25 protein-coding genes and 1 tRNA gene are annotated in these 26,395 nt (G+C 52.1%); 11 read left to right on the top strand and 15 right to left on the bottom strand.

Annotated features, from left to right (window positions below; all coding sequences use genetic code 11):
- Nucleotides 1–19: 19 nt before the first annotated feature.
- Both GO013_RS09285 and ldhH read left to right on the top strand, forming a co-directional pair.
- Complete coding sequence (locus GO013_RS09285; protein ID WP_163810406.1) at nt 20–649, top strand: lactate utilization protein; 630 nt, start codon at nt 20–22, stop codon at nt 647–649.
- Nucleotides 649–2,799, top strand: a complete 2,151-nt coding sequence (ldhH, locus tag GO013_RS09280; protein ID WP_163810404.1) for an L-lactate dehydrogenase (quinone) large subunit LdhH — start codon at nt 649–651, stop codon at nt 2,797–2,799. Before GO013_RS09285 ends, ldhH begins: the two co-directional genes overlap by 1 nt.
- Before the next feature lie 200 nt (nt 2,800–2,999).
- Here the strand turns inward: ldhH and GO013_RS09275 are convergent, their stop codons facing one another.
- From GO013_RS09275 to aspA, 3 genes are all read right to left on the bottom strand, one after another.
- Nucleotides 3,000–3,272, bottom strand: coding sequence for an HU family DNA-binding protein (locus GO013_RS09275; protein ID WP_163810402.1), 273 nt, complete (start codon nt 3,270–3,272; stop codon nt 3,000–3,002).
- Nucleotides 3,273–3,431: 159 nt separating this feature from the next.
- Entirely contained in the window at nt 3,432–4,184 is a 753-nt protein-coding gene (locus GO013_RS09270) for a septal ring lytic transglycosylase RlpA family protein (protein ID WP_163810400.1), read from the bottom strand.
- 180 nt (nt 4,185–4,364) lie between these two features.
- A complete protein-coding gene (aspA, locus tag GO013_RS09265; protein WP_163810398.1) occupies nt 4,365–5,777 on the bottom strand; it encodes an aspartate ammonia-lyase in 1,413 nt (470 codons plus the stop codon).
- A gap of 166 nt (nt 5,778–5,943) precedes the next feature.
- Between aspA and typA the strand changes: the two genes are divergently transcribed.
- Nucleotides 5,944–7,788 (top strand): translational GTPase TypA, encoded by a 1,845-nt coding sequence (typA, locus tag GO013_RS09260; protein ID WP_163810396.1) that lies wholly within the window; start codon nt 5,944–5,946, stop codon nt 7,786–7,788.
- An 87-nt stretch (nt 7,789–7,875) separates the two neighbouring features.
- Here typA and GO013_RS09255 read toward each other — a convergent pair whose 3' ends face one another.
- Entirely contained in the window at nt 7,876–8,253 is a 378-nt protein-coding gene (locus tag GO013_RS09255) for a DUF202 domain-containing protein (RefSeq protein ID WP_163810394.1), read from the bottom strand.
- A gap of 134 nt (nt 8,254–8,387) precedes the next feature.
- Here GO013_RS09255 and GO013_RS09250 point away from each other — a divergent pair, with 134 nt between their 5' ends.
- Complete coding sequence (locus GO013_RS09250) at nt 8,388–9,314, top strand: 4Fe-4S binding protein (protein ID WP_163810392.1); 927 nt, start codon at nt 8,388–8,390, stop codon at nt 9,312–9,314.
- A gap of 68 nt (nt 9,315–9,382) precedes the next feature.
- On the opposite strand, the gene GO013_RS09245 is transcribed toward GO013_RS09250, so the two are convergent.
- Nucleotides 9,383–9,763, bottom strand: coding sequence for a pancreas/duodenum homeobox protein 1 (locus tag GO013_RS09245; protein WP_163810390.1), 381 nt, complete (start codon nt 9,761–9,763; stop codon nt 9,383–9,385).
- A 97-nt stretch (nt 9,764–9,860) separates the two neighbouring features.
- Entirely contained in the window at nt 9,861–11,147 is a 1,287-nt protein-coding gene (locus tag GO013_RS09240; protein WP_163810388.1) for a DUF401 family protein, read from the bottom strand.
- Nucleotides 11,148–11,306: 159 nt separating this feature from the next.
- On the opposite strand from GO013_RS09240, the gene GO013_RS09235 reads away from it, so the two are divergent.
- Entirely contained in the window at nt 11,307–11,780 is a 474-nt protein-coding gene (locus GO013_RS09235; protein ID WP_163810386.1) for a hypothetical protein, read from the top strand.
- Nucleotides 11,781–11,908: 128 nt separating this feature from the next.
- Here GO013_RS09235 and GO013_RS09230 read toward each other — a convergent pair whose 3' ends face one another.
- A complete protein-coding gene (locus tag GO013_RS09230) occupies nt 11,909–12,439 on the bottom strand; it encodes a tetratricopeptide repeat protein (RefSeq protein WP_163810384.1) in 531 nt (176 codons plus the stop codon).
- A 93-nt stretch (nt 12,440–12,532) separates the two neighbouring features.
- On the opposite strand from GO013_RS09230, the gene GO013_RS09225 reads away from it, so the two are divergent.
- From GO013_RS09225 to GO013_RS09215, 3 genes are read left to right on the top strand one after another with little or no spacing between them, the layout of a single operon-like run.
- Nucleotides 12,533–14,284: an aldehyde ferredoxin oxidoreductase C-terminal domain-containing protein gene (locus GO013_RS09225; RefSeq protein ID WP_163810382.1), complete on the top strand. Its 1,752-nt coding sequence runs from the start codon at nt 12,533–12,535 to the stop codon at nt 14,282–14,284.
- A complete protein-coding gene (locus tag GO013_RS09220) occupies nt 14,281–15,453 on the top strand; it encodes a class II aldolase/adducin family protein (RefSeq protein WP_163810380.1) in 1,173 nt (390 codons plus the stop codon). The genes GO013_RS09225 and GO013_RS09220 overlap by 4 nt, the downstream gene beginning before the upstream one ends.
- A complete protein-coding gene (locus GO013_RS09215) occupies nt 15,437–16,297 on the top strand; it encodes a CPBP family glutamic-type intramembrane protease (RefSeq protein ID WP_163810378.1) in 861 nt (286 codons plus the stop codon). The genes GO013_RS09220 and GO013_RS09215 overlap by 17 nt, the downstream gene beginning before the upstream one ends.
- A 272-nt stretch (nt 16,298–16,569) precedes the next feature.
- Here GO013_RS09215 and GO013_RS09210 read toward each other — a convergent pair whose 3' ends face one another.
- The 6 genes from GO013_RS09210 to GO013_RS09185 all read right to left on the bottom strand — a co-directional run bounded on the left by GO013_RS09210 (nt 16,570) and on the right by GO013_RS09185 (nt 20,501).
- Nucleotides 16,570–16,725 carry a rubredoxin gene (locus GO013_RS09210; RefSeq protein ID WP_163810376.1) on the bottom strand — a complete coding sequence of 52 codons (156 nt, stop codon included), beginning with the start codon at nt 16,723–16,725 and terminating at the stop codon, nt 16,570–16,572.
- Nucleotides 16,726–16,823: 98 nt separating this feature from the next.
- On the bottom strand, nt 16,824–17,810 hold the full coding sequence (gene ruvB, locus GO013_RS09205; protein ID WP_163810374.1) for a Holliday junction branch migration DNA helicase RuvB: 987 nt from the start codon (nt 17,808–17,810) through the stop codon (nt 16,824–16,826).
- Complete coding sequence (gene ruvA / locus GO013_RS09200) at nt 17,807–18,421, bottom strand: Holliday junction branch migration protein RuvA (RefSeq protein ID WP_163810372.1); 615 nt, start codon at nt 18,419–18,421, stop codon at nt 17,807–17,809. Before ruvA ends, ruvB begins: the two co-directional genes overlap by 4 nt.
- Nucleotides 18,422–18,596: 175 nt before the next feature.
- The gene (gene ruvC / locus GO013_RS09195) at nt 18,597–19,103 is read right to left on the bottom strand and encodes a crossover junction endodeoxyribonuclease RuvC (RefSeq protein ID WP_163810370.1); all 507 of its coding nucleotides are present in this window, start codon (nt 19,101–19,103) and stop codon (nt 18,597–18,599) included.
- Nucleotide 19,104: 1 nt separating this feature from the next.
- Nucleotides 19,105–19,848: a YebC/PmpR family DNA-binding transcriptional regulator gene (locus GO013_RS09190; RefSeq protein WP_163810368.1), complete on the bottom strand. Its 744-nt coding sequence runs from the start codon at nt 19,846–19,848 to the stop codon at nt 19,105–19,107.
- A 53-nt stretch (nt 19,849–19,901) separates the two neighbouring features.
- Nucleotides 19,902–20,501: an RlmE family RNA methyltransferase gene (locus tag GO013_RS09185; RefSeq protein WP_163810366.1), complete on the bottom strand. Its 600-nt coding sequence runs from the start codon at nt 20,499–20,501 to the stop codon at nt 19,902–19,904.
- A 69-nt stretch (nt 20,502–20,570) separates the two neighbouring features.
- Here GO013_RS09185 and GO013_RS17545 point away from each other — a divergent pair, with 69 nt between their 5' ends.
- From GO013_RS17545 to GO013_RS09170, 3 genes are all read left to right on the top strand, one after another.
- Entirely contained in the window at nt 20,571–22,091 is a 1,521-nt protein-coding gene (locus tag GO013_RS17545) for a glycosyltransferase (RefSeq protein ID WP_163810364.1), read from the top strand.
- A gap of 60 nt (nt 22,092–22,151) precedes the next feature.
- Nucleotides 22,152–22,227 (top strand) — tRNA-Ala (locus GO013_RS09175).
- A 1,172-nt stretch (nt 22,228–23,399) separates the two neighbouring features.
- Nucleotides 23,400–23,825, top strand: coding sequence for a hypothetical protein (locus GO013_RS09170; protein ID WP_163810363.1), 426 nt, complete (start codon nt 23,400–23,402; stop codon nt 23,823–23,825).
- A gap of 175 nt (nt 23,826–24,000) precedes the next feature.
- Here GO013_RS09170 and GO013_RS09165 read toward each other — a convergent pair whose 3' ends face one another.
- Both GO013_RS09165 and GO013_RS09160 read right to left on the bottom strand, forming a co-directional pair.
- Nucleotides 24,001–24,660, bottom strand: coding sequence for a transporter substrate-binding domain-containing protein (locus GO013_RS09165; protein WP_163810361.1), 660 nt, complete (start codon nt 24,658–24,660; stop codon nt 24,001–24,003).
- Between the two features lie 268 nt (nt 24,661–24,928).
- Nucleotides 24,929–26,281 carry a phosphomannomutase/phosphoglucomutase gene (locus GO013_RS09160; protein WP_163810359.1) on the bottom strand — a complete coding sequence of 451 codons (1,353 nt, stop codon included), beginning with the start codon at nt 26,279–26,281 and terminating at the stop codon, nt 24,929–24,931.
- Between the last annotated feature and the right edge of the window lie 114 nt (nt 26,282–26,395).

Genomic DNA, 26,395 nt, shown 5'->3' with positions numbered 1-26,395 from the left:
ACATCTGGAGGTGGATACCATGTCATCCAAGGAGACATTGTATCAAAAATTTGTGGAAAAAGCGGAACTTGTCTCCGCTTTGGTCACGACAATCGAAAGTGAAGAAGCGGCTATCGACTATGTCATCAATCTCTGCGACACCAAAGAAGCATGTCAGCTTCTGGTCAGCGGATGCGAGGCAGACCTGTCCGAAAATGCCGAAGCCCTGTGCGATGCCAAACAGACAAAAGTCATCGCCGCACCGGGCCTGAAACAGGATTTATACAAATCTCTGTCAACCAAAGCGAAAAAATCCGGTTTCGACTGCATTGATTCCGGAATGCGAAACCATCTTGCCGGAATCGACATCGGATTCACCATTGCCGAATACGGTATCGCCGACACGGGCACGTTGATGCTCGACTGTCCGAGTGAAGAATTACGACTCGCCACCATGGTCAGCGAATATCACGTCTGCGTGTTACCCAAATCAAAAATTCGGGCCAATACCTACGCCATAGAAAAGATGATGCTCACCCGCATGAATAAAACGCCAGACTACCTGGCCTTCATCACCGGAGCCAGCCGGACCGCGGATATTGAACGCGTGCTTGCACTGGGCGTCCACGGTCCCCTTGAACTGCACATCCTTATTCTGGAGGATCAATAATGCAAAATGCCAATGACCTGAAAGAATATCGAAAAGAACTCCAGGAATCTCTGGATAACGAATTTCTACGCACCACTTTGGACAATTTTGCCGTGGCCTACAAAGCCGGACGCGCCAACGCCTTCAAGGGAATGGACGTGCGCGGTCTCGTCCACGACATTGCCTGCTCGAAAGACGCTGCCGGAGAAAACTACGAAGCGTTATATGCGGAATTCAAGGAAAAGGCCGAAGCCGCCGGTATCCATGTCCATTTCGCAAAAACCGGCGATGAAGCCAACCAGATCATCGCCCAAATTGCCAAGGACACCGACTGTACCAAGATCGTCAAATCCAAATCCATGACCGCAGAGGAAACCCTGCTCAACCATGATCTGGAAGACGCGGGATTGGAGGTCACGGAAACCGACCTCGGCGAATGGATCATCCAGTTGCGCCACGAAGGTCCGTCACACATGGTCATGCCGGCCATCCACCTGTCCCGGTATCAAGTGGGAGACCTGTTTACTGAAGTCACCGGGTCAAAACAGGATTCGGAAATCGAAAAACTGGTCAAAGTGGCCCGTCGCGAACTCCGACAGAAATATGTCGAAGCCGACATGGGCATCACCGGCGCAAACTTCGCCGTTGCGGAAACCGGTGGTATCGGATTGGTCACCAACGAAGGCAATGCCCGTCTGGTATCCACCCTGCCCAGAGTTCACGTTGCCCTCATGGGCATCGATAAACTCCTGCCCACTCTGCACGACGCCCTGCGCATCCTGAAAGCCCTCCCGCGAAATGCCACAGGACAGCAACTCACGTCCTATGTCACCTGGATAACAGGTGCCAACGAATGTGCGTCAGCCGAAAACGGCACCAAGGAAATTCACTATGTCGTGTTGGACAATGGCCGTTCCGAATTGCTCAAGGATTCGCTGTTCTCCCAGGTCAATCGTTGCGTCCGTTGCGGAGCCTGCGCCAATGTCTGCCCGGTATACCGGCTGGTTGGCGGTCACAAAATGGGACACATCTACATCGGTGCCATCGGTCTGATCCTGACCTATTTCTTCCATGGCAAGGACAAGGCCAAAAACCTCGTTCAAAACTGCATCAACTGTGAAGCGTGCAAGGACGTCTGTGCCGGTGGCATTGATCTGCCCAGGCTCATCAAGGAAATCCACGCCCGTATTCAGGAAGAAGACGGCCATCCTCTGCCGAGCGTCCTGCTCAGCAAGGTGCTCCGAAACCGAAAATTGTTCCATACCCTGCTGCGAACCGCCAAATGGGGTCAGAAGCCCGTGGCAGAAAAAGACGGATTCATTCGCCATCTGCCCATGATCTTCTCCAAGGAACACAGCTTCCGCGCACTGCCGACCATTGCGGAAACACCATTCCGCGACTGGTGGCAGAAAAATCGCCCGGCAGTGGACAAACCCAAACTGCGCGTTGCCCTGTTCTCCGGCTGCGTGCAGGACTTTGTCTATCCTGAACAGATGCAGGCCGCGGTCGAACTCTTTGCAGCCAACAATGTGGCCATGGACTACCCCATGGAACAATCCTGTTGCGGACTCCCCGTCCAGATGATGGGTGAAATGGACGCATCCAGAGATGTCGCCAAACAGAACCTCCGCGCATTCGAGCCTGATGCATATGATTACATCATCACCCTGTGCGCTTCCTGTGCGGCCCATCTCAAACACAACTATCCCAAACTGGTCATGGACAGACCCGCGCTCAAATACCGGGCTGACGCCTTTGCGGACAAGATCATCGACTATTCATCCTTCGTGAATGATGTTCTCAAAGTACAAAAAGACGACTTCAGAGCAACCACGGAAAAAGCGACCTACCATGCCCCGTGCCATCTCTGCCGAGGTCTGGACGTCCATGACGCACCGCGCCAACTCATTGAAAAGGGTGGGCTGGAATACGTGGAATGTGATGAAGAGGAAGTCTGCTGTGGATTCGGTGGCACCTTCTCCATGAAGTTCCCGGAATTATCCGCAGAACTGCTGAACAAGAAACTCACGAACGTGGAAAAAACCGGCGCGACCACGCTTCTGACAGACTGCCCGGGCTGCATCATGCAACTCCGTGGCGGCCTGAAAAAACGTGGCTCGAACATCACGGTCAAGCACGTCTCAGAAGTCTTGGCAGGGAATAGAAAATAATGCTCACACACAAGCCCATGACGCCTTCAACCGGAATGGAACGCACTCCATAGAAGCATATGCCCCGCTTTTCCACAGTGAAAGGCGCATGGCGGTTCCCCACCTTCACGGGTGGGGAACTTTTTTTTGGACAAAAATCATCCACGAAAAAGCCCCTCCGAATTCACCGGAAGGGCTTCTACATACCTCTCTGATCGCAGCTACTTAACGGCGTCCTTGAGGACCTTGCCAGGCTTGAACTGAGCAACCTTGGTGGCCGGAATCTTGATCTCGGCACCAGTACGGGGGTTGCGGCCGGTCCGGGCTTTTCTTTCGCTGACGCTGAAAGTACCGAAACCAGTCAAGGTCAATTTGTTGCCTGCGGCCAGCTCGTCCTGGATGATGTCGAGAATGGCGTTCATGGAAGCTTCAGCCTGTGCTTTGGAAGTGCCGTTCTTTTCAGCAATCTTTGCTACGAGTTCAGCTTTGGTCATAAAAAACTCCTACAAGTGGTTTATTTGATGTCTAACTAATGACACGCGGTTTATTTCGACGGTTTATACACGCTCGAAATGGTTATGGGAAGTCAAAAAGCACCGTATAGCGCAACTTTTTCGATAATACATACTTTGCTATACAGATTAAACACTAGACTAACTCATAATATAGCTGGTCGGAAAATCATCCTTCAATCTCTCAAGGACCTGTTCGGCATTTTTCCGACTGGAAAACGTTCCGGCCTGGACAATATGCAAAATTCGACCATCCCGATTCACGGTCTGAATCCGCGCATGGCCATATCCGCTTGCCACAAGATCCCGATGGACCCGCTCCGCGTTTGCCCGATTCGCGAACGCACCAACGCGCACATGGTACAATCTGGCCGGTGATGTTGCCACCCGACTGGTTGCACCGGGAAGCGTCCCGACTGCGGTAATGCGGACCTTGGCCACACCTCGTTCCACTGTCCCAAGCGCTTTGGCGGCACCATATGACAGGTCAAGTATTCGGCCATGAACAAACGGTCCCCGGTCATTGATAACAAGCACAACGCTTCGGCTGTTCTCCATATTCGTGACTCGGACCTTGGTTCCCAACGGAAGAATCTTGTGAGCCGCACTCACTCCATACATATTGTAAATACGTCCATTGGCGGTCTTTTTTCCATGAAAATCTTTACCATACCACGAGGCAAGACCCACCTCATCATACCCTTGAGCGGTTTTCAAGGGATAATACGTCTTTCCCATCACCGTATACGGGTTGGTTTTGGGATCATACCGGGATGGTTGGCCCGTCTCTTGGGGCGGGGTGGAATAGATATGCTTCGGAAATGGATTGAGTGATCCACAACCGGCCATGGTCAACAGGACCAGTACCGCAAAGAGTGCCCTGACGTGGCGCATATTCCCCTCCCTCAATATCCATCGTAAAAATTGCTCTCTGGACTTTATCTAGAAAGGTACGGCAACTCGTATGAAAAGGCAACAACAGGCCATTCTCCGTCATACCAACGAATCTGAAAATGGTCATTTCCACCGAAGACGCAACCGCTTCACCGCCAAAATGCTCACATCAGCGCAGACTCAAGAACGCCTGTAATACCGGGGCTTAACCATGTTCTCTGGTTTGAGGATGTCCGTAATTTCTTCCTGACTCAGGTATCCCTTTTCCAAAACTATTTCATAAACGGACCGCCCTGTTTTCATGGCCTCCTTGGCGATCTCGGCGGAACGTTCATATCCGATGATGGGATTCAATGCCGTGACCAGTCCAATGGATTGTGCCACGAGGTCATGACACCGTTCACGATTGGCCGTAATACCTGACACGCACTTGTCCGCCAAGGTGTGACACGCGCGCTGCAACATGTTCATGGACTGAAACAGGGAATACCCGATCACTGGTTCCATGACATTCAGTTCGAGCTGACCGGCTTCCGAAGCCATGGAGATGGTGACATCCTTGCCCACCACGGCGAACGCGACCTGATTGACCACTTCAGGAATGACAGGATTGACCTTGCCCGGCATAATCGAGGACCCCGGCTGCATGGGCGGCAGGTTGATCTCATTGAAACCACATCGGGGACCGCTGGACAGCAATCGCAAGTCATTACAAATCTTTGACAGCTTGACCGCAACACGTTTGAGCACGCCGGACAACTGCACATAGGCACCCGTATCCTGCGTCGCTTCCACAAGGTCCGGGGATGAAATAAGCTGCAATGTCGTGTATTCAACCAGCTTTTCGGTCACGGTCCGGGCATAATCAGGATGCGCGTTCAATCCAGTCCCGATAGCAGTCGCACCCATGTTGATCTCGTGGACCAGATGTTGGGCCTCATCCAAACGCTGCACGTCTTCACCAACCATCACCCCCCAAGCTGCGAACTCCTGCCCCAGCGTCATGGGAACCGCATCCTGCAACTGAGTCCGTCCCATCTTGAGCACGTCGGCAAACTCCCGTCCTTTGGCCGCAAACGCCTTCTTCAGGTGCAACATGGCGTCCATCAATTCTCGCACCTCGAAAATCAAGGCGATATTCAAGGCCGAGGGGTACACGTCATTAGTGGACTGTGACATATTGACATGATTCAAGGGGTGCAAATGCTCGTAGTCGCCTTTTTCAAATCCCAAAAATTCCAAGGCACGATTGCAGATGACTTCATTGGCATTCATGTTGGCAGAGGTTCCGGCCCCGCCCTGCATCACGTCCACCACGAACTGATCGTGCAGCTTGCCGGAAAGAATTTCCTCGCACGCCCGGGCAATGGCCCGGCTTTTCTCCTCATCCAACAACCCGAGCGAGGCGTTGGCGTCCGCTGCGGCCAGTTTGACATAGGCCAAAGCTTGAATAAGTCGCGGATAATGCGACATGGGAATACCTGAAATATAGAAGTTTTCGAGAGCACGCTGTGTCTGAACGCCATAATACGCATCCGTCAGGACCTGAACTTCACCAAGACTATCATGTTCGATTCTGTATTCTTTGGGCATAAGGACTCCATGGGGTGGTTGTTCTGAGGACCCCGAACCTACCCGATTCTTCCGGGAATTTGAATGCCATTTAGGACAATGAAGCAATATATCCTTGCCAGCACCACACAATTCGGGTACCCCCAGCCTGCGCTACGAGCGCCCATTACATATTATTGGAGAGACAATGAGCAACACAGTACAAAACACCGAGCTTCGCAATATCGCCATCATCGCCCACGTTGACCACGGCAAAACCACCCTGGTGGACGCCATGTTCAAACAGTCGGGCCTCTTCCGCGAAGGCCAGGATGTGGATGAACGCATCATGGATTCCATGGACCTGGAGCGCGAGCGTGGCATCACCATCGCCGCCAAGAACTGCTCTGTGAATTGGAAAGGCACCAAAATTAACATCATCGACACCCCCGGCCATGCCGACTTCGGTGGCGAGGTCGAACGTTCCCTATCCATGGCCGACGGTGCCATTCTGCTGGTGGACGCCTCCGAAGGCCCGCTGCCCCAGACACGCTTCGTCCTGAAAAAGGCGCTGGAACAAGGTCTTTCCCTCATGGTGGTCATCAACAAGGTTGACCGTCAGGACGCCCGGCCCGATGAAGTTCTGGACGAAGTCTATGACCTTTTCATCGATCTGGACGCCAACGAAGAGCAACTCGATTTTCCGTTGCTGTACGCCATTGGTCGTGACGGCATCGCCATGAAGACCGCAGAAGAACGCGGTGAAAACCTGCATATCCTGCTGGATATGATCGTCGAAAAAGTGCCTGGCCCGACATACCATCCGAACGAACCGTTTCAGATGCTTGTCTCTGATCTTTCCTACTCCGACTATCTGGGTCGTCTGGCCATCGGCAAAATCCACCACGGTGCAGCCCAGTCCAATGATCAGCTCATCTGTCTGGCTGACGAAGGCAAAGTCCTGCCGCTCAAAGTCACCAAGCTCCAGACCTACGATGGCCTGAAAGTCGTCCCGACCGAGGTCTGCCAACCCGGTGACATCGTTGTCGTAGCCGGCATTGAAGACGTTCACATTGGTGACACCATCTGCACCAAAAATTCTCCCAAGGCCCTGCCCCGCATCACGGTTGACGAACCCACCGTTTCCATGCGTTTCGGCATCAATACCTCTCCCTTGGCAGGCAAGGAAGGCAAGCACGTTCAGACCAACAAGATCAAGGAACGCCTCCACAAGGAAACCTTGCTCAACGTGGCGATTCAAGTCGAAGAAACCGAAAGCCGCGACGCCTATCTGGTCAAAGGCCGTGGTGAATTCCAGATGGCTATTCTGGTCGAACAGATGCGCCGTGAAGGATTCGAATTGTCTGTTGGTCGTCCCGAAGTCATCATCAAAGAAGAAAACGGCGTCAAAATGGAGCCAATCGAACACCTGTTCGTTGACTGCGACGAAGACTTCATGGGCATTGTCACCGAAAAGATTCAGACCCGCAAAGGCCGCATGACCAACATGGTCAACAATGGCACAGGCCGGGTCCGCCTTGAATTTTCCGTCCCTTCCCGATCACTTATCGGCTATCGCGATGAATTCCTGACCGACACCAAAGGCACCGGCATCATGAACTCCTATCTGGAGGGATACGGTGAACACCGCGGTGAATTCAGCTCACGCTACACCGGCTCTCTGGTGGCTGACCGTGCGGGCAAAGGCGTTGCCTACGGCCTGTTCAACCTCGAACCCCGTGGCCGCATCTTCATCGTTCCCGGCGATCCGGTCTACGAAGGAATGATCATTGGTGAGCACAATCGTGACAACGACATCAACGTCAACGCGAGCAAGGAAAAGAAACTCACCAACATGCGCGCATCCGGCAAGGATGAAGCTGTCATCCTGACTCCGGTCAAGCCCATGACACTGGAGTATGCCCTGAACTTCATCAAAGATGACGAACAGGTTGAAGTCACACCGATTTCCATTCGTCTCCGGAAAATGGAATTGTCCGCGCTGGCCCGCCATCGCGAAGAAGGCAAGAAAAAAAAGCCCAAGGAAAGCTAAATTTCCACCACACATCAAAAAAAAAGGGGAAGTCCACACGGACTTCCCCTTTTTCGTGCCCATTCGTCACACAAGGCCTGCTGTCTGTTACCAAAAAACATACACAAGGACGCCGCACAGAATACAGCCAAACAAGACCACTTCCGGGACAATGAAAAGCCCGGTACCGGAAGGACCGAGTTCCTTTTCCAATCGATAATATCGCCACCCGGCGAACAGCATCAAGACAGGACCGCCGATGAACGCCAGTTGCCCAAGCACACCCAATTCGGCACGCACGGATTCTGTAATGGACCGATGCCCCGATGTGAGAAAGACATCGATTTTTTCCAGCAAAAATCCAAACGTCATGAAAGCGAGTGCTGTCCGACACCACGCGAGAAAGGTTCGTTTATTGGCAAGCCGCGTTCGGCTGATAGCCAGCCTATTTCGCTCCCGAGCCAACGCCATCTGTTCATTCTTCATGGGTTTTCTCCTTCCCGATCATCTCTTCCCTAGCAAAAAAACACGAGAAAGTCGTGTCCGATCCGGTTGACTTTATCGTGCAGGTCGGTAAAGTTTAAAGATATTCAGTTGCACATACAACCATTGTACTCCATATGAAAATACCCTTCGTCAAACAATCCACCATTGACTATTATCATAACTGCCGAGAGCAGGGACTTTCCCTTTTCGAATTCATCCACGGGTATGTGTATGGCCGCTGGATTTATCAGTATATTGGACTTGCCGGAGACAAGGCGCCCTGGTGGCGAGTTTTATGGGCACCGCTGGTCCTTATCATCAACAAACATTCACCATTTCAGGAAAACGAGAACAATCGGACCGGTGATCCGAATCAAAAAAAACCAACCTGGAGCGATACGTATCACGGCAAGGCCCTCCCGCTCAATGAAGCCGTCAAGCTCGTCACGCTCAATCGCCCTATCAATACCGAGGTGCCCGAACAGGTGCTCCCGTATACCCGCGCCCGCGAAATCATCCTCAATACACCGGAAAAAATCGCGGTGATCGATTGCCCCTGTCGCCGAAGCATGAAAAATCCGTGTACTCCCATCGATGTCTGCATCCTGATCGGGGAACCGCTCGTGTCATTCATGCTGGAACACCATCCCGACACCTCTCGTGAGATTTCTCAGGACGAAGCGGTTCGCATCATCAAGACAGAACAAGCCCGGGGCCATGTGTCCCACGCATTCTTCAAGGACGCCATGCTTGGTCGGTTCTACGCCATCTGCAACTGCTGCTCCTGCTGCTGTCGGGCCATGGAAGCCCAACGACTCGGCATGAACATGCTCTGTTCCTCCGGGTACATCGCGCATGTCAACGCGGACCAATGTGTGAAATGTGGACTGTGTGCTGAAAAATGCCAATTCAAGGCCATCGGCTTTGACGCCAATTCCGCCGTGATCCGCAAAGACACATGCATGGGGTGCGGCGTGTGCGTTCAGGCGTGTTCCAAGGACGCGCTCTCTCTGCGATTGGCCCCGGAAAAAGGACAACCGTTGCAGGTAGACACGCTCTAATCTCAAACGCAAGACGGCCCGGAAACCGTGGTTTCCGGGCCGCTTTCTCAATATCTTTTACAAAGAATCTATTCAGGCTGAATCGTCAATGGAATAACTGACAATTCACGTGAAACCTGACGCGTTGCGCCCAAGGTCCACGAAGCTGTTTTTTGGCCAATGGCCTGGGCAACGGCATCCGCCACACCCTGCATATTGATAATGGGATGACGGGCAAAAACTTCCGGCAACCCAAATGTCAGGTTACACGCCAGACATTTCCCCGGCCGCTGTTTGAGTTGCATCTCGAATTCAAGGCCGGAATCATTCTCTCCGACATAGCCAAGTCCAATATCGTAACTTCCCTCTTCCGCTTCACCAAACAACGCCTCGAAAAAGGCATCGGTCCGCTCTGCGGGAAAAATCGTCAGCAACAGGTCGTCAGTAAAGATGTCACCGTACTGGCTCATTCATCGTCCCCCTCGTCCATGTTTAAAATACGCCACCACAAAGGCTCGCTGTTTACAGAAAAAAGGAACATTCAGCAAGTCGCACGATCTTATTGCGTTATTTCAACAAGTAGAAAAGAACAATGCCGGACAGAAAAAACACGATACTCGGGCCAATAACTTTCTTCCAGGTACGCCCGATATCACACTGAAAATACTCACATGTGAGGACAAAACAGATATGAATAGGTGACGCCATGACACCGGTCAATCCAGAAAAAATGCCCAATGTCAAATACGGCATCATCTGATCCTGCATTCCCAAAGATTGCAAAACACCGAGCAGCAAGGGGAACGACGCTCCCACGTAGGCCATGCTCAAACCGGATACCATACCCACCAAAAAGGGCAGGAACATGGCGGACGCAAACAAAGCGGCCTCACCACCAGCCACTCGGGCCATTTCCGTGACCACTCCGGCTTCGTTCATGATATCCTTGAACACGAAAATCGCCATGATGACAAAAATGATGGACCACAGACTCTTTTTCTTGACCACTTCCTTGAGAAAACCCGGTCCCAAATCCGCATTCTGTACCATCACGCAAAGGACTGCGGCCACCAATGCGGCAATCACACCGAACTCAAAGGGAATGGCCGGGAAAAACACATCAATCAGACTTTCCAGACTGACCGCACCAACAATGGCGATCAACAGCGGCATCCCCTCTCGAAGAGCCACACTCTTGTTGCCGACTTCCGGCACGACTTCGACCACCAATTCACTGGTATCCAGCACGCCGGGGCGCAGGAAAAACCACCACCCCGCCAACAGCATGACCGGCGTTCCGGGCCAGGTGCAGGACAACAAATCAACAATACGAATATCTGCCAGACCAAGTGTCAGAATAATGGCCGGGTACAAGGGCCAAACCAGTTCCCAGACGTGTCGGAACCAATAGTTGATGACCGCCCGATCCGAATTGGTGATCCGCATATTTTCGGACACAGTCTTGACCATGGGCGCAGAAAAAATCGCCCCGCCCGGCATGGGCAGCAGCCCGATAAGAGCCGGGAAAAAAAGCAATCGCAGCCGTGGACTTTTCAGGAACCCGGACAACGCTCCCATAAGCCGACGGGATTGGCCCGACCGTTCCATGCCATCAGACAGCACGAGAATCAGGCCGACAATAGCGAGCAAAAAAAGGAATTTCTCCTGCGTCAAGGCCACAAGGCCTGTTTTGACGATGGGGACCGGACCGAGACCAAACAAGAACCCCATGACAATTCCACCAATGAGAATTGAAAGGCCGAGACCGATTTTCATCCGCATTCCGAAAAGCATGAGAATAAAAGCGAACAGGACCTTGAGAAATGGCACAAGTGTGGTAATAAGAGATTCCATATGGAGCATCCTTGAAGCTCGATTTTGATATAGGGCATGTGAATACGCCTATTCTGTTTAAAAGAAAACGGATTTTTCTCATCGGCTTGCTCGAAGATGCACATTACGCTATGTTATGAATGACGAAATGAGATTGATAAACAGTGGAGTTTTTCCCAAATGAGCATGACGCCAAAACAAATACGTGAACATATTTTTGCCACCATCATAAACAAGGTGGAGGAACAGGATGAAAACAGACGCCTTGAAGCACTCAACGAATTCATGGCTGTGACTGGCATTTCAGGCAACGCTCCAGAAAAAATAGCCGGCCTCATCCCTCCGATCATGCACGATCTGTATGAAAAATGGATCATCATGTTCATTGATAGGTTGCTTGAAACCGTGGCCCCGGAAAACATTGAGCTACTCTGTGACGGCTGTGACAATAACAATGCCGCACTGGTCCTCGCCTACATCATGTTTCTCGAATCCGAACGGATGGAACAACAAATTGACAAGGATCTTCACGAACACGGACTGGCCGCGTCCGACACCAACGATCTCGGTGATGTCGCAGCCAATTACATTCGTGCCCAAATGACCAAAGTCGCGCAACAGGCAAGTACGGACAAAGTCAAAGGAAACTGCTGACCCGCTTGAGCGGACCATCACACGACACGTTAAGTATGAAGAAAGCTCAGGACCACCACGTGATTCTGAGCTTTCCTTCAAATATTCGATCGTTCGGAAAAGACGGCGAACGCCAATCGCATCCTCTTTTATCCCACCGCAGAACCAGCTTGCTCAATGGCCTTTTCCACGGCCTCGGCAATGGTGTCAGCAGGATCGGATTCCCCATTTTCCAATAAACCGATCTGTAAATTCAATTCGCGTTGCACGACCACAGCCTTGATGTTGAAATACTGTGACCACAATGCCGGAGCCTTTTCCGGTTTTCCGAGTCGAACCAGCGTCAACCCCAGATACAAAAACGCGTCCTGATAAGTCCGGTCAATGCGCAGTGTCCGTTCAAATTCCAACTTGGCTTGCCGATATTTACCGACCCGGTACTGACACACCCCCAGTCGATAGCGAATATCCGCGTCGTTCTGGTCGGATTTGAGACAGTCCCGATACGCATCGCGCGCGGCTTCGAAGTCACCGTCCACATACAGGGCATTGGCCTGCTTGATCAAATCCACACACTCAGCGGTCGAGGCTTCGATCTGATCCGGGTCTTCGTTTTTGAATCGACGTACTGCCCCGAACAGGAAATTTCGACGGGCTTTATCTATCTTCTTTTCGGCCATGGGTCCTCCGGCGATCAAGAATACCCATTTCATTGACGGGGTCAAGACGCCGACCCGGTTGCCTTTTCAAACGGTTCATGAAATTCTCTCGCCATGAAGACACCTTTCGGCTGGACAGGCACCGTCCTGCATATCAATTTGACCACTCAAACGGTCTCGCTTGAGCATCCGGACACCGAGATATACCGCACTTATCTTGGCGGTCGAGGCATGGCCGGGCACTTTCTGGCCCCGCACGCCACCCGGCACTGGACTGATCCGGCATTACCTCTCCTCATTTTCACCGGCCCACTGACCGGCACAGCTGCCCCAACATCGGGCCGTGGCACCATCATGTCCCGCTCGCCCCTGACAGGTGCCATCTGCGATTGTTCGGTCGGAGGTACCCTGGCCACGCACTTGAAACACGCCGGGTATGACGGGCTGATCATTACCGGACACAGTGACACCCCCTGCGGTATCGAAATCTCGGATGCCGATGTCCGTATCGTGCCCACGCCCCTGTGGGGCACACCAATAGACGAGGTATTCGCCCACCTCGAATCCTCCCAGAAACACCACAGAGCCATGGCCTGCATTGGCCCGGCAGCGGAAAACGGCTCCCGACTGGCCTCCATCGTCATCGATCGTCATCACGCTGCGGCACGTGGCGGCCTCGGACTGATATGGGCAACCAAGCATCTCAAATATCTCACGGTCCACGGCACGGGGGAAGTCCCGGTGCATGATCCACACGCTCTTGATGAGACCCGCACAGACATCATGCGACTGACCGCAGCCTCTCCGGTCCTGATGGGCCAGCATGGATTTTCCGAATGGGGAACTGGTGCGCTGTTTGATCTCATGGACTCCCGGAACATGATGCCGACCGACAATTTCCAAAAAACTCGCTGGCCCCACGCCCGTCGCTGCAACGTGGTTGCATTTCACTCGGCTTTTACCCCAACATCTCACGGGTGCAGCGGGTGTCATATTCGCTGCAAGAAAATCGCTCGAAACGGCCGCACCATGCCGGACTATGAAGCCATGGCACACTTCACCGCCCTGATCGACAATCCAGACAAAGAACTGGCGCTTTCCGCCCACACCCTCTGCGGCCAGCTCGGGCTGGACCCGATATCTACCGGAGCAACTTTAGCTTGTTTCAGGGAACACACTGGCGAAGATTTCTCATCAACCACACTCTTGGACACGATCTCGGCCATGGCCCACGATCACGCATTGGGACAGGGGTCACGACGATATGCCAAGGCGCATGGGCACCCGGAATGGTCCATGTCCGTCAAAGGGATGGAGCTCCCGGCCTATGACCCACGCGGAGCCTATGGTATGGCCCTGGCCTATGCCACCAATACCCGGGGGGGCTGTCATTCACGGGCCAATGCTCTGAGTCACGAAATTCTCCGAAAACCCGTTGCCACGGATCGATTTTCTTTCAATGGCAAGGCGCGCATCATCAAACTCGCCGAAGACCTGAATGCGGTGGTGGATTCCCTGACCGCCTGCCGATACACCTTTCTAGCTGCCAGTCTGGAAGAATACACCAAGGCGTTCATCGCGGTCACTGGCGTTTCCTTCTCAGGACAGGACTTGTTGGAAATCGGCGAGCGAATCATCTACAATGAACGAATCATGAATGCGGCACACGGATTCTCAGCCACAGACGACGATCTGCCAGCCCGTTTCTTTACGGACCACGGGACCTCGGGACGGGGCATTGCCATCCCGCCTCTGAACCGTGATGAATTTTATACAGCCCGGTCCAGATACTATCGTATCAGAGGCTTGGACGAAAATGGCCTGCCAACTCCAGACACCACTCGCCGACTGGGGCTTGATCGATGAAACAACTCTGCGACATGTACGCGACCAAATTGGTCACGCAAGGACTGACGCCGCCCAATGCCCCGCTCATCGGCGGGCTTGACGCCGAATTGGTCTGGAACCGACAAGACCCTCGCACCGATGAATTCGCAAAACTCTTCGAGACCCTGTCCATCAATTCACTGGTCTTTTCCAAGCCAGCCGAACCCTATGCGACCATCCTCGACTTTCTGGCCAATCGCACTCAACAGGCCATTCGACCGGAAGACACGGAAACCCGGACCTTTCTCCATGACATTCCGATCTGTCGCGAATTTTCCGCCTCGGCCATGACCACCAGCCTCAAGAAACGCAAGGCAGTCATCATCCCCGGTCACGGCATCATCTCGTGCGGGACCGTCAGCCCGGAACAAGGGTTTGTCTTTTATTCCTCAACGATCTTCGCCTGCTTTGTCTTGTTCTTTTCCGACTATTTGAACCAATTGCGCGCCGGAACGCTTGATGACGAATACCGAGACGCTTTTGCGACGGCTGTAGGCTCTCTGCCACACCCTCACACGACCTTGCCGAACCTGATGCCCGGACCATTTCCCGATGAAGATACCGCCCTCGCCGCCATGGCCGAAAGCGGTCGGCATGTGGTGGGATACGGCTTGGTTGATTCCTTTTTCGGCAATATCTCAGCCCGCCTCGACACCACGCTTTTCATCTCGCAAACCGGCAGTTCTCTGGATATGCTTGAAGGCTGCATTGACCCCTGTCCCATGGACGGCAGTGCCACCACCGGACTGACCGCATCGTCGGAACTCTCGGCCCATGAGGATGTCTACCGGCGATCAGATTTCGACTGCATCCTGCACGGGCACCCGAAATTCACAGTCATCATGTCCATGAGCTGCGACAAAACCGACTGCCCGCATCGGGGCGAATGTCATATCAAATGCCCGGAATGCCGATCAGTTGACGGCATTCCCATTGTCCCGGGCGAGGTTGGCACCGGGCCGACCGGACTCTGCAACACCCTGCCCCCGGCCATGGCATCTTCCGGCGCGGCCATTGTCCACGGGCACGGACTGTTCACGGCTGGAACTCGCGATTTCAAGGAGCCGTTTGAAAAGCTGCTCACCATCGAAAACACATGCCGCTCGCGGTATTTTTCCCTGATTGAATCCTATGAAAAAACATCCTGACACCCATCGACTGCCCTCGCTTTTGGCATTTCTAGTGCTGACTTTTGGCGCGACATGGACCATTGAAGCCACACTCATCGCCAACGGAATGCGCTTTGACACCCTGGATTCCCTGTCCGGTCCCGCGCTCTGGCTCATGGGGATCATGTGGATTCCCGGACTCGCTGCCCTGTTGGTCACCGGTATCGAACGAAAATCATTCAGCGCGCTGCGGGAAACTTTACGGCTGCGTATCGGAACATCCTTGGGGGCCTATTTCCTGACCATCATCCTTGTTCCACTACTTTTCGCCGGGATGTATCTTCTCACTTGGGCATTGGGATATGGCGACTTCACGCCGCCCCTCTCTCAAAACGCCGATGGCGTGACCATGGATTCACTGCTTCACGTCATACTGCCCATGTCCATTGTGGTCGGCCCTTTCCTCAACCTCTTTTTTGGCTTGGGGGAAGAAATTGGCTGGCGGGGCTTTCTGCTCCCTCGACTCATGCCACTAGGGAAACGATACGCCTATCCACTCCTCGGCCTGCTCTGGGGGCTCTGGCACGCCCCGCTGATTCTGGCCGGATTCAACTATCCGGGATACCCCGTGGCCGGTATCCTCATGATGTGCCTTCTCTGTTTCGCGTTCGGCCTGTTTCTCAATGAAATGACCCTGCACTACGAGTCATCCCTGCTCGCGGGATTCATTCACGGCGCGGTCAATGCCCAAGGGTATGGTATCTGGATACTGCTTGTCCCAGCCGCCCATCCACTGCTTGGAGGCTCCGTCGGCCTGACCGGCGTCATCGTGTGGCTCGTCGCCGGTCTGATCTGCACACGCGTGTTGAAATGCCTCAACTGACCATCTCTTCGCTCTCCCACCAGCAAAGTTTTCACGACAGCCTTTCCCCAAAAATAAAGCCCCCGAAAATCGGGGGCTTTCGTTCGAAGCATTTGTAGGGAGGTTACCGAAATCCGGGCCTCTACCAAAGGATGAAGTTTACTTGAAGGTTGCCTGGAAACACTGTCCGATTCACAGAATCATACGGTTTGTAGGGCGTTACCTGAAAACACTCCTTTGACTGATTCAACTATACGCTCTTGGCGATAGATTGCAAGCAGTGTGTGCCGAGGCTAGAGTTTTTCGAAATATTCCTTTTCGGCACCACATTCCGGACAGGTCCAATCGTCCGGCAAATCTTCGAATTTCGTGCCGATGGCGATATTGTTCTCAGCGTCACCTTCCGCCGGATCATACACGTACCCGCAGGGGCATTCCCACTTGTCCATACTCGATACCTCCATAGTAGTTATCATTCACCTACATAGTACCAAAAGATGCAGCAGTGACAAGCCATTTCTCGAGGATCACCCCCTGTGTCCGAAAATTACAGCAAAGGCAGTCGATCGTCTTCCATACGCAATTTGAGATGTTGATACGCCTTGGCTGTTGCCACACGCCCACGAGGTGTCCGTTTCAGGAATCCGCACTGAATGAGATACGGCTCATAAATATCCTCGATGGTGCGCACTTCCTCGGCGCAAGCAGCGGCAATGGTCTTGAGTCCCACTGGCCCGCCATTGAAATTTTCCACCATCAGCGTCAAAATCTTGCGATCCATGTGGTCCAGTCCATATTGGTCCACATCCAGTCGCTCAAGGGAGGATTCGGCAAGCTCTTTGGTCACCACGCCATCCCCGTGGACCACGGCATAATCTCGCACCCGACGAAGCAGCCGGTTGGCAATACGAGGGGTACCACGCGCCCGGCTTCCAATGGCAAACGCGCCTTCCGGCTCAACCTCCACGCCAAGGATAGTCGCGGACCGTTCGACAATCTGTCCCAATTCCTCGGGGCGATAAAATTCTATGCGGAAAATACACCCGAATCGATCGCGCAACGGTGACGTCAATAATCCAAGCCGCGTGGTCGCGCCAACGAGCGTGAAGGGTTCGAGATCGAGCTTCACTGTCCGCGCACCGGGACCGGACCCGATCACCAGATCAATCTGAAAATCTTCCATGGCCGGATATAAAACTTCTTCAACCGTGGCGGGCATACGATGAATTTCATCAATAAAGAGGATGTCGCCGCGATCCAAATTGGTCAAAATAGCCGCAAGATCACCGGCCCGTTCAATAACAGGACCGGAAGTGGACACCATGTTCACACCAAGTTCACTGGCCATGATCCGCGCCAAGGTGGTTTTTCCCAGACCGGGATTGCCATAAAAAAGCGTGTGGTCCAGTGAGCGTTCCCGTTCACGCGCGGCCTTGATAAACACATCAAGATTGCTGCGTAAATCTTCCTGACCGATAAAAGAACTCAAGCTCTTCGGACGGACATTTTCCTCGGGGAGCGTGTTTTTACTCATGAACGCGCCGCATTGATTTTCTTGAGCACCGCACGGATGGCACCGGCAGCATCAAGGTCGGGTTCTTCGTCAAAAAGAGCGATAATCATCGGACGAACCTCATCTTCGGCATATCCCAACCCTTTCAGCCCGGCCAGCGTGTCCATATATTCGCCCTGCGGTCCCTGCTGGGCCGAAACAGAAGCCGTTCCGACAGCCGGTTTGATTTTGTCCACCTTGTCCTTGAGATTCCACAAAATCTGTTTGGCGGATTTCGGCCCGATACCGGGAACCGTTGACAACATCTTCACGTCTTCACGAAAGGCAATTTCCCGCAAATGATCGGCGTCGAACATGGACAAGATCGCCAAGGCCTTCTTGGGACCCAGCTTATCGATGGAAATCAGCGTCCGAAACAACGCAAGGTCATCGGCGGTCAAGAATCCAAACAAGTCAATGGCCTTCTCCGCCACCTGCGTATGAATGAACAACTCGACCTCACCGCCCTTGCCCGGCAACTTCGCAATCACCGAAGTCGGTGCGGCCACAGTATACCCCACGCCACCAGGCGTCAGGACCACCAATCCACTTTCGTCAGCCGACAAAACTGTTCCCTGCACATATCCGATCATGAAAATCCTCCGTTCAATACGATTTTCTACCGTAATTCGATGCGGATGACAAAGACTTGTTGCGGACCAACACCCAAGAACATGTCACATGACAAGCACGCTGCCGAGAAAAGACCGGCTGCGCGCTCACAATCGGACGCAGTAGACACGGTGAAGAAGGAAATAACGAATAAAACTACAAGCCCGTCAGATGACGCATACGCCGTTCATTCAAATGACAAATGGCGATGGCCAACGCGTCGGATGCGTCTTCGGGCCAATCCGGTTTTTTCTCGCCAAGGGTGTGGGCGACCATGAAAGCGACCTGGGACTTGGGGGCGTTGCCCACTCCGACAATATTCTTCTTCACCTTGGTGGGTTCGTATTCGCCCATGGGGATGCCGTTTGTCGCACATGCCGCCATACAGGCACCCCTCGCCTGCCCCAATTTCAGGGCGGACGAGGGATTCTTGGAAACAAATACATTTTCAATAGCCGCCTCGGCCGGTGCATGTTTTTCAATCAGCTCCTGAAGCCGATCAAAAATAACGCCCAACCTGACAGCCATATCCTTCTTGACCGGGGTGCGAATGGTGCCGGTCTCCACCAGTTCAACCTGCCCTGAACGCTCTCGCACGAACCCGTAACCTGTCACTCGCGTTCCAGGGTCCAGGCCAAGGACAATCAAACCGTTGTCACTCATGCTATTCTTCGTCGAACAGTTCGTCCGGGAAGTCGGCGTTGAGATACACTTTCTGCGTATCGTCGTTGTCTTCCAACGTCTCGAACAGAGCCATGACTTTCTTGCCGGTTGCAATATCCACTGGCACCAGATTTTCGGCGACCTGATCGACTTCGGCGGATTCATACTCCATACCGGCATCGACAAAGGCCTGCTGGACCGCCATGAAATCGGACGGCTCCGTGTGAACAGTCAAAGAATCGCCGTCATCAATGATATCTTCGGCACCCGCTTCCAGACCGATTTCCATCAGGTCGTCTTCGGTGTACTTTTCCTTGTTGAAGACAATGACGCCTTTCTTGTTGAACATGTACGAAACCGCACCGGCTTCAGCCATGTTTCCGCCGTGTTTCGTAAAAGCGTGCCGAATCTCGGCAACAATACGATTCTTGTTGTCCGTGGCAACTTCAACCATCATGGCAACGCCACCGGGACCATACCCTTCATACAAGATTTCCAGAATGTCGCCACCATCCAGCTCGCCGGTTCCCTTTTTGATGGCGTTGTCAATCTTGTCCTTGGGCAGGTTCACGGCCTTGGCTTTCTGAATAGCCAAACGCAACGTGGAGTTATCCTCGGGGTTGCCGCCGCCGGCCTTGGCAGCCAGGATAATATCCTTGGCAGCTTTGGTAAAAAATTTCGCCCGTTTGGCGTCCTGGCGTCCCTTGCGATGTTGAATATTTGCCCATTTACTATGTCCGGCCATGTTTCCTCCTGAATATTCTCAACAAATTTTGTTTCTATTGTAGATCGAATAGTCTACGCTTCTCTGCCCCGAAAGCCAAGCGCGACAATAAATATTTCCTTGCTTTCAGCGCGCGAGCTATGGGGTTTGAAGTTCTTGATCTTGCCAAAATGCGGCCTGATCTCATTTCGGTAGTCGTTGATCTCGCCACCTTCAAAAATCTTGACCGCAAAGTTACCGCCCTTTTTGAGGTATTTCTGGGCCACCTCAAAAGCGCGTTGGCACAACTCCAATGAATTCGCCTGATCCGCGAACTTGATTCCCGTTGTTTTTGGAGCCATGTCACTAATAATGACGTCAAAAGGGGCCAACGGTTCGATGGCTTCCAGCAATTCCGGCGAATCCGAAAACACGTCAGCCTGCAAAAACGTGATGTTTTCTGCAAAAGAATGCCTGGTAGACTGCAAGTCCACGCCCAGCACACGGCCTCGCTTTCCCACCTTTTCCCCGGCGAACTGCGTCCAGGAACCCGGCGCAGCGCCAAGGTCGAGCACGGTCTGTCCCTGCTTGAAGATATGGAATCGTTTATCCATCTCCTTCAGCTTGTAGACCGAGCGGGCGGCGTAATTTTCCTTTTTGGCTCGTTTGAAGTACTTATCCTGATATTGTTTCATGGCAACGCTCCTTACATCCGGCGTGGAGCGATTCCTAGCCGAATCCGCCGAAAAAGCCAAGTGACGCACGTGCCCCGACCCCGTTATCAGACCATTATCGATGAAATCGGCATGAAAAAATCCATGCCAGCCGACAAAAAACAGTTTGAATGGTTCGTCAACGACGGCCCGGACGAGTGCCCGGTGGTCTTTCTGGGACTGGGACCAGAGCCGAACAAACTCCTCGACTGGTTTGGCATTTCCGACACCGACCCACTCTATTTTGTGGAATGTCAGGAATATGTTGACCAGACCGACGACGATTGGAACCGGACCATCCCCGACAATTTCATCAGGATTGCCGCCGACGCATTTACTGCCGAGCTTGCGGCCAACGCCCATGTCATCCGCTATCTCCCGGCACAACGGGCCTTCCCTTCATTTTACGGACCGCTCACCGCCCGGCTGCTCCTCTGCAAAAATCCGGTAGCCCGTCCGCAACGCCTGGTCTGGCTCCCGAGCCGCGAAACCGACCTGCTTGGCAAGGAGCTTGGACATGCCTTTGAAAAAGCCGGATATGCGGTCCGGTTCATCGACCACGAGGCCCTGGGCAAGCACCCGGGGGCACTGCTGCCGGAACTGCTTGAAGACGGCACACCGGACCTTTTTCTTTCAATCAATTTCAAAGGGCTTGACCACTCCGGTCTCTGCTTTCACATCCTGAAAGAAGCCGGTGTGGAGGTCGCGGTCTGGATGGTGGACAACCCGTTCAACCTGCTGACCAGCGTTAAATCCGGGTATTGGAAATCGGCAAAACTCTTTGTCACGGACCACAGTTTTATCGAGCCGCTCAAGGACACCGGGGCACGCTGGGTCGAGCATCTTCCCTTGGCTGCAAGTCCCCATTTTTTCGAGACGCACGGCCAATTGCCACCCCATGCGCACGATATCGAAGACGCCCTTGTCTTTGTCGGTCGCTCCGAATTCCCGGACAAGGACAAGTTTTTCGCCGGGATCCACGTTGACCCGACGCTCATGCGCCCACGAGACGCGACCACTCCACCGCCGCGCTTCGATTATTTCTGGTGGCGCAAGCATTTGCGAAACATCCAGCTCTGGCCCGGCAATCAGGTTCGCCACATCGGTGCCGGGGCGGAAATGGCAAGTATGCTCTGGAAAAATGATTGTCTGACCGCAGCCGGGGATATCACCATTTTTGGTGATGACGGCTGGACCTCCATCGACACGGCAGACACCCGCCCGGTGGTTGATTATTACGCGCACCTTCCCGCCATCTATCGCACAGCGTCAGTCACCCTGAACGTCACGGGAATGCAACTCCCGGCTGGCCTGACCCAACGCCATTTCGACGTCTGGTGTGCCGGAGGATTCCTGATTTCCGACGCCACCCCCGGCCTGAACATTTTCCCCAAGGAACTGGTCGAGCAGATAACGTACTCCCGACCCGAGGAAATCCGAAAGCTATTCGCCCGATATCATGAGGAAACCCCGGCCAAAAAAGAACTTCGATCGGCCTGGCGCGACTGCATACGACGAGAACACACCTACGCACATCGCGTGGCAAGACTCTTGAATAGCTTAAATTTTTAAATCCCCCACACAAAAGGGTTGTTTCCCACATCGAAAAGGAGTATCACTTTTTTTCTCAAAGGGGACGTAACTCAGTTGGGAGAGTGCTACCTTCGCAAGGTAGAAGTCGAGAGTTCAAATCTCTTCGTCTCCACCAGAAATATAAAATCCTTTCAGTTTAAATGCTGGAAGGATTTTTCTTTCCCATGGCCAAATTTCCACCCGTGTTTTAGATTAAAAAAAGTCGATATTGAATTAATACAGGCAACTCTATTGACAGTATCCTATCTGTGAATTATTCAAAAAACAGATGCAAATCAGGGGCAGAATCTCTCATCAGTTGGGATTCAACAATCCCGTGAAGATCATGATGATCTTTGACACTTTGAAGCCGACCGTGAAAATGGATGCCGACGGGAGAACGTGACGATACGAAAGTATAGTTACACGCACCTTAGACGGCCATAGAGTCGACCGGATAGCCAGAAAGAGGAAAAACTTCCAGCTCCCCCCTGCATAAGGACCTTGTGACGAGAGTATGGTCAAAGGCAATCTTGCCGAGACCGAAACACAAGGAGCTATCCATATGCATATTGAACTAAATGTTCATTGTAAGATTTCATCCGCTGGAAGAGCGCAGAAGAACAAAGTGAGCCAAAGTCATGACAACAATCCATTGAGGATTGGGAACCTAATAGCTTTAGCGAAAGGACTCATGATGATACAGCAAGTGATTGACTTCATCAGCACTTATTTTGGAAGCTAACTCTTTCTGATTTTTTTGTTTTTTACCTAGGTAACCATGACATCACAATATTCCCTTTCACAATCACCGTTCTACAAATTAAGAAATAAACGAAAGCTTGCTGACCTCATAGGACGGCCACTTTCAGAACTTCGTGAGCTAACAAAAAGCAATAATAACTATAAAGTTTACAACCTATCCTCGAAAAATAAACTGGATCATCCATATTTCAAACGGAAAGCACGTCTGGTACAAGAAGTTCGACCCCATCTTAAAAGCATCCATCAGCGCATCCTAAATTTGTTAAAACGAATTGATACCCCCACCTACCTTCATTCTGCCACGAAGGGGAAGTCGTACAAAACAAACGCAGAAGCACATCTTTCAAATGACACTGTTTACAAAGTAGATATAAAAAGCTTTTATGACTCTATCACATTCGGACGTATTTACCATTTTTTTATGAAACCATGCAGTGTAGTGGAGACGTGGCACACCTCTTAACAAGATTATGCGCCTTCCAAAGGGCTCTCCCTACAGGGTCGTGCATAAGCCCCTTAATGTCATTCTGGACAAACGTAACCATGTTTGACGAGCTTTCTTTTTTTAGCAAAAGCCACGGACTCACCATGACTTTATACGTGGACGACGTCACTTTTTCAGGGAATAAAATACCCAAAAAAAACTGCTTCGAAATTGATAAAATCATTGCACATTATGGATACAAACCTCACAAACAAAAACTTTATTCAACAAAAAAAACAAAAATAGTAACAGGTCTTGCGCTATGCAAGGATAGGCTTGATATTCCCAACAAACGCCGCGGCAAAATACGAATTTTGCTGAAAGAAATTGTACGTGAACAAAATACGGAAAAAAAAGAAAAACTATGCAACTCGCTAGTAGGTATGACATACGAAGCCGCCCAATTTAACTTGAAATATGCTCAAATTATAGCAAAAAAAGTAAGAAAAAAATGCCCATGTGCACGACAGCGTATAACAATATAACAATATAACAAAGCCCCCTCTCTGGCCTTTTCACTTTTTCCAACCACCAATGTAGATTCTACTGACAGATCGGTTTCCGTTTTCTGTACAATATTATTCACTCTTCACTACCCACACAAAGAAAGACCGAACACCAACGTATCCGGTCCTTCTTCTTTTCTCAGTCAACTCTTACTCAATACGTGAAGTGTCGCGCCATGATGGCATCGTATGTGCCATTTCGTTTGAGGGTGTTCAGTGCTTTTTGCCATTGATTGATCGTCTCGTCCGGGACATCGCGGGAAAAGGCGAGCCAGGCGGAGGAATCCGCGACTTTGGGACCCACGCGTTCAAAAACGGACGGGTCCAATCCGGCCTTTTTTACCATATACACATAAGTTCGCTCGCCCATCAGCACCAGATCGACACGACCTTGAGACAGCTTCTTGTAACTCGAATCGTAGGTGGGACTCATATCCAAATTATGGAACTGTCGGGATTGCAACAACTGGTGCGTGTAGCCACCCTTTCGGACGCCAATTCGCTCAACCCGACGAGCGTCTTCAAAACTCTCAACAGCCACCGCGCTTTTTCCGCGTTTGAAAAAATAGTCACCCTCGCCAAAAATCGGCCCGACCCATTTGAAGAGTTTCTCCCGTTCCGGAATACGGACAATGGCAAACAACGCCTGTTGTTTCGCAGTCTGTGTCTGAGTATATGCGCGAAGCCATGGGGCGGCTTTCAGCGTATTGGTATCACCCACCTGCCCTTGAATCGCCCGGACAACATCCGGTGCAACACCACGTAAAGCACCGTCCACTTCATATGCCAGCGGCGGATAAATAATGACTTGCATATTGAGTTCTTCAGCACTCGAAGGACATGCAACAACCATAAAAACAAAAAGGAATAGGCCCGTTTTATACACAAAAAACTCCATGACTGTATCAAACCTAGATACGCCCTGTGACAGAATAAATCTACTTTTTCGTTATTTTTTTGCGAGACGTATCGACATGTGAGCAGATTTTCACACACTGTCCGTTCGAGATATCTCAGACATAAAAAAGGGTTTCGGCTCATGCCGAAACCCTTTATCGGTTTCTTTTCGTGTCAGCTTTAGGTTATATCCATTCCGCGAGCTTTGCTTCAAACATTCCCTTGATCTCTGCCAACCGCGCTTCTGTCTCGGCTTCAAACCGAAGCACGAGCACGGGCTGGGTATTGGAGGCCCGCAACAATCCCCAACCATCTGGGAAAATCGCACGGACACCATCAATATCGATGGCATCGAATTTGCCACTGAAATACTCAACCGCCTTGCCCACAACCTCGGCTTTCATGGATTCCGGGCAATCGACCCGAATTTCAGGCGTGGAATAGGTCTTGGGCCACGTCGCCAAATGGTCGCTCATGGTCTTTTCGGATTTGGACAAGATTTCAGCGATGCGCAAGGACGCATAGGTCGCATCATCGAATCCGTAATATCGATCGGCAAAAAACATGTGTCCGGACATCTCTCCGGCAAACTTGGCGTCGATCTCACGCATTTGCGCCTTGATAAGTGAATGGCCGGTCTTCCACATGACGGCATCCCCGCCGTGAGCCCGGATATCGTCGTACATGAGATGCGAGCATTTGACCTCGCCGATAATGGATGCGCCAGGAAAATCCTGCAAAATATCACGCGCATAAATGGCCACAAGTTGGTCGCCGAAAAGTAAATCGCCATTTTCCGTGACCACGCCAATCCGGTCACCGTCACCGTCCAGACCGATACCGATGTCCGCTTTTTCAGCCAACACGGCCTTTTGCAAATGGACCATATTCTTTTCGACAACCGGGTCCGGGTGATGATTCGGAAAATCTCCATCCGGCTCGCAAAACAACCGGACAACCTCCACACCCGCCAATTCAAGCGCGTCTGCGGTCAATGTCCCACCAGCTCCATTGCCACCGTCCACAACGATTTTCAAAGGCCGCTCAATAGTCACGTCTGCGGCCAGTTCCTTAATATATTCAGGAAGGATATCCACGTGAGAAACAGTGCCCGCACCGGCCGGAAAATCCCCTTTTTTCAGGACTTCATACACATCCTGAATCTCTTCCGAATGAATGGTGGACTTGCCCTGCCAGACTTTGAAACCATTGTATTCCGATGGATTATGGCTGGCTGTAATCATCACACCCGCAGTTTCACCAAGGGTGGTGACCGCATAATAGAATGCCGGGGACGAAACCTGGCCGATGGAAATGACATCCACCCCCACGCTGTTCAGGCCAGCGGTCAGGGCCGAGGCATATGCCGGGGATGAATGACGACAATCATATCCGACAACCGCTGTTTTCGATCCGTTATCCAAAAAGTAGGTGCCACACGCTTTTCCAAGCTGCTCCACCCATTCTTCGTCAAAATCCTGATCCACGATACCACGGATATCGTACGTCCTGAAAATTTCCCTTGCGATCGGCTTCATACTTTCTCCCGAGTCACGGTTTTTATGAAAAAATCCCCTCCGGCCTGCCGCTTGATATCGTTGATCCCCTGTTATTTCAATGGGAATCATGCAAAAGACAGCGCACCATTTATC

The organism is Pseudodesulfovibrio sp. JC047, assembly GCF_010468615.1.
GTDB lineage: Bacteria > Desulfobacterota > Desulfovibrionia > Desulfovibrionales > Desulfovibrionaceae > Pseudodesulfovibrio.
Note: the sequence above shows the minus strand (reverse complement) of the source record. Positions and strands in the feature narration are given on the sequence as shown.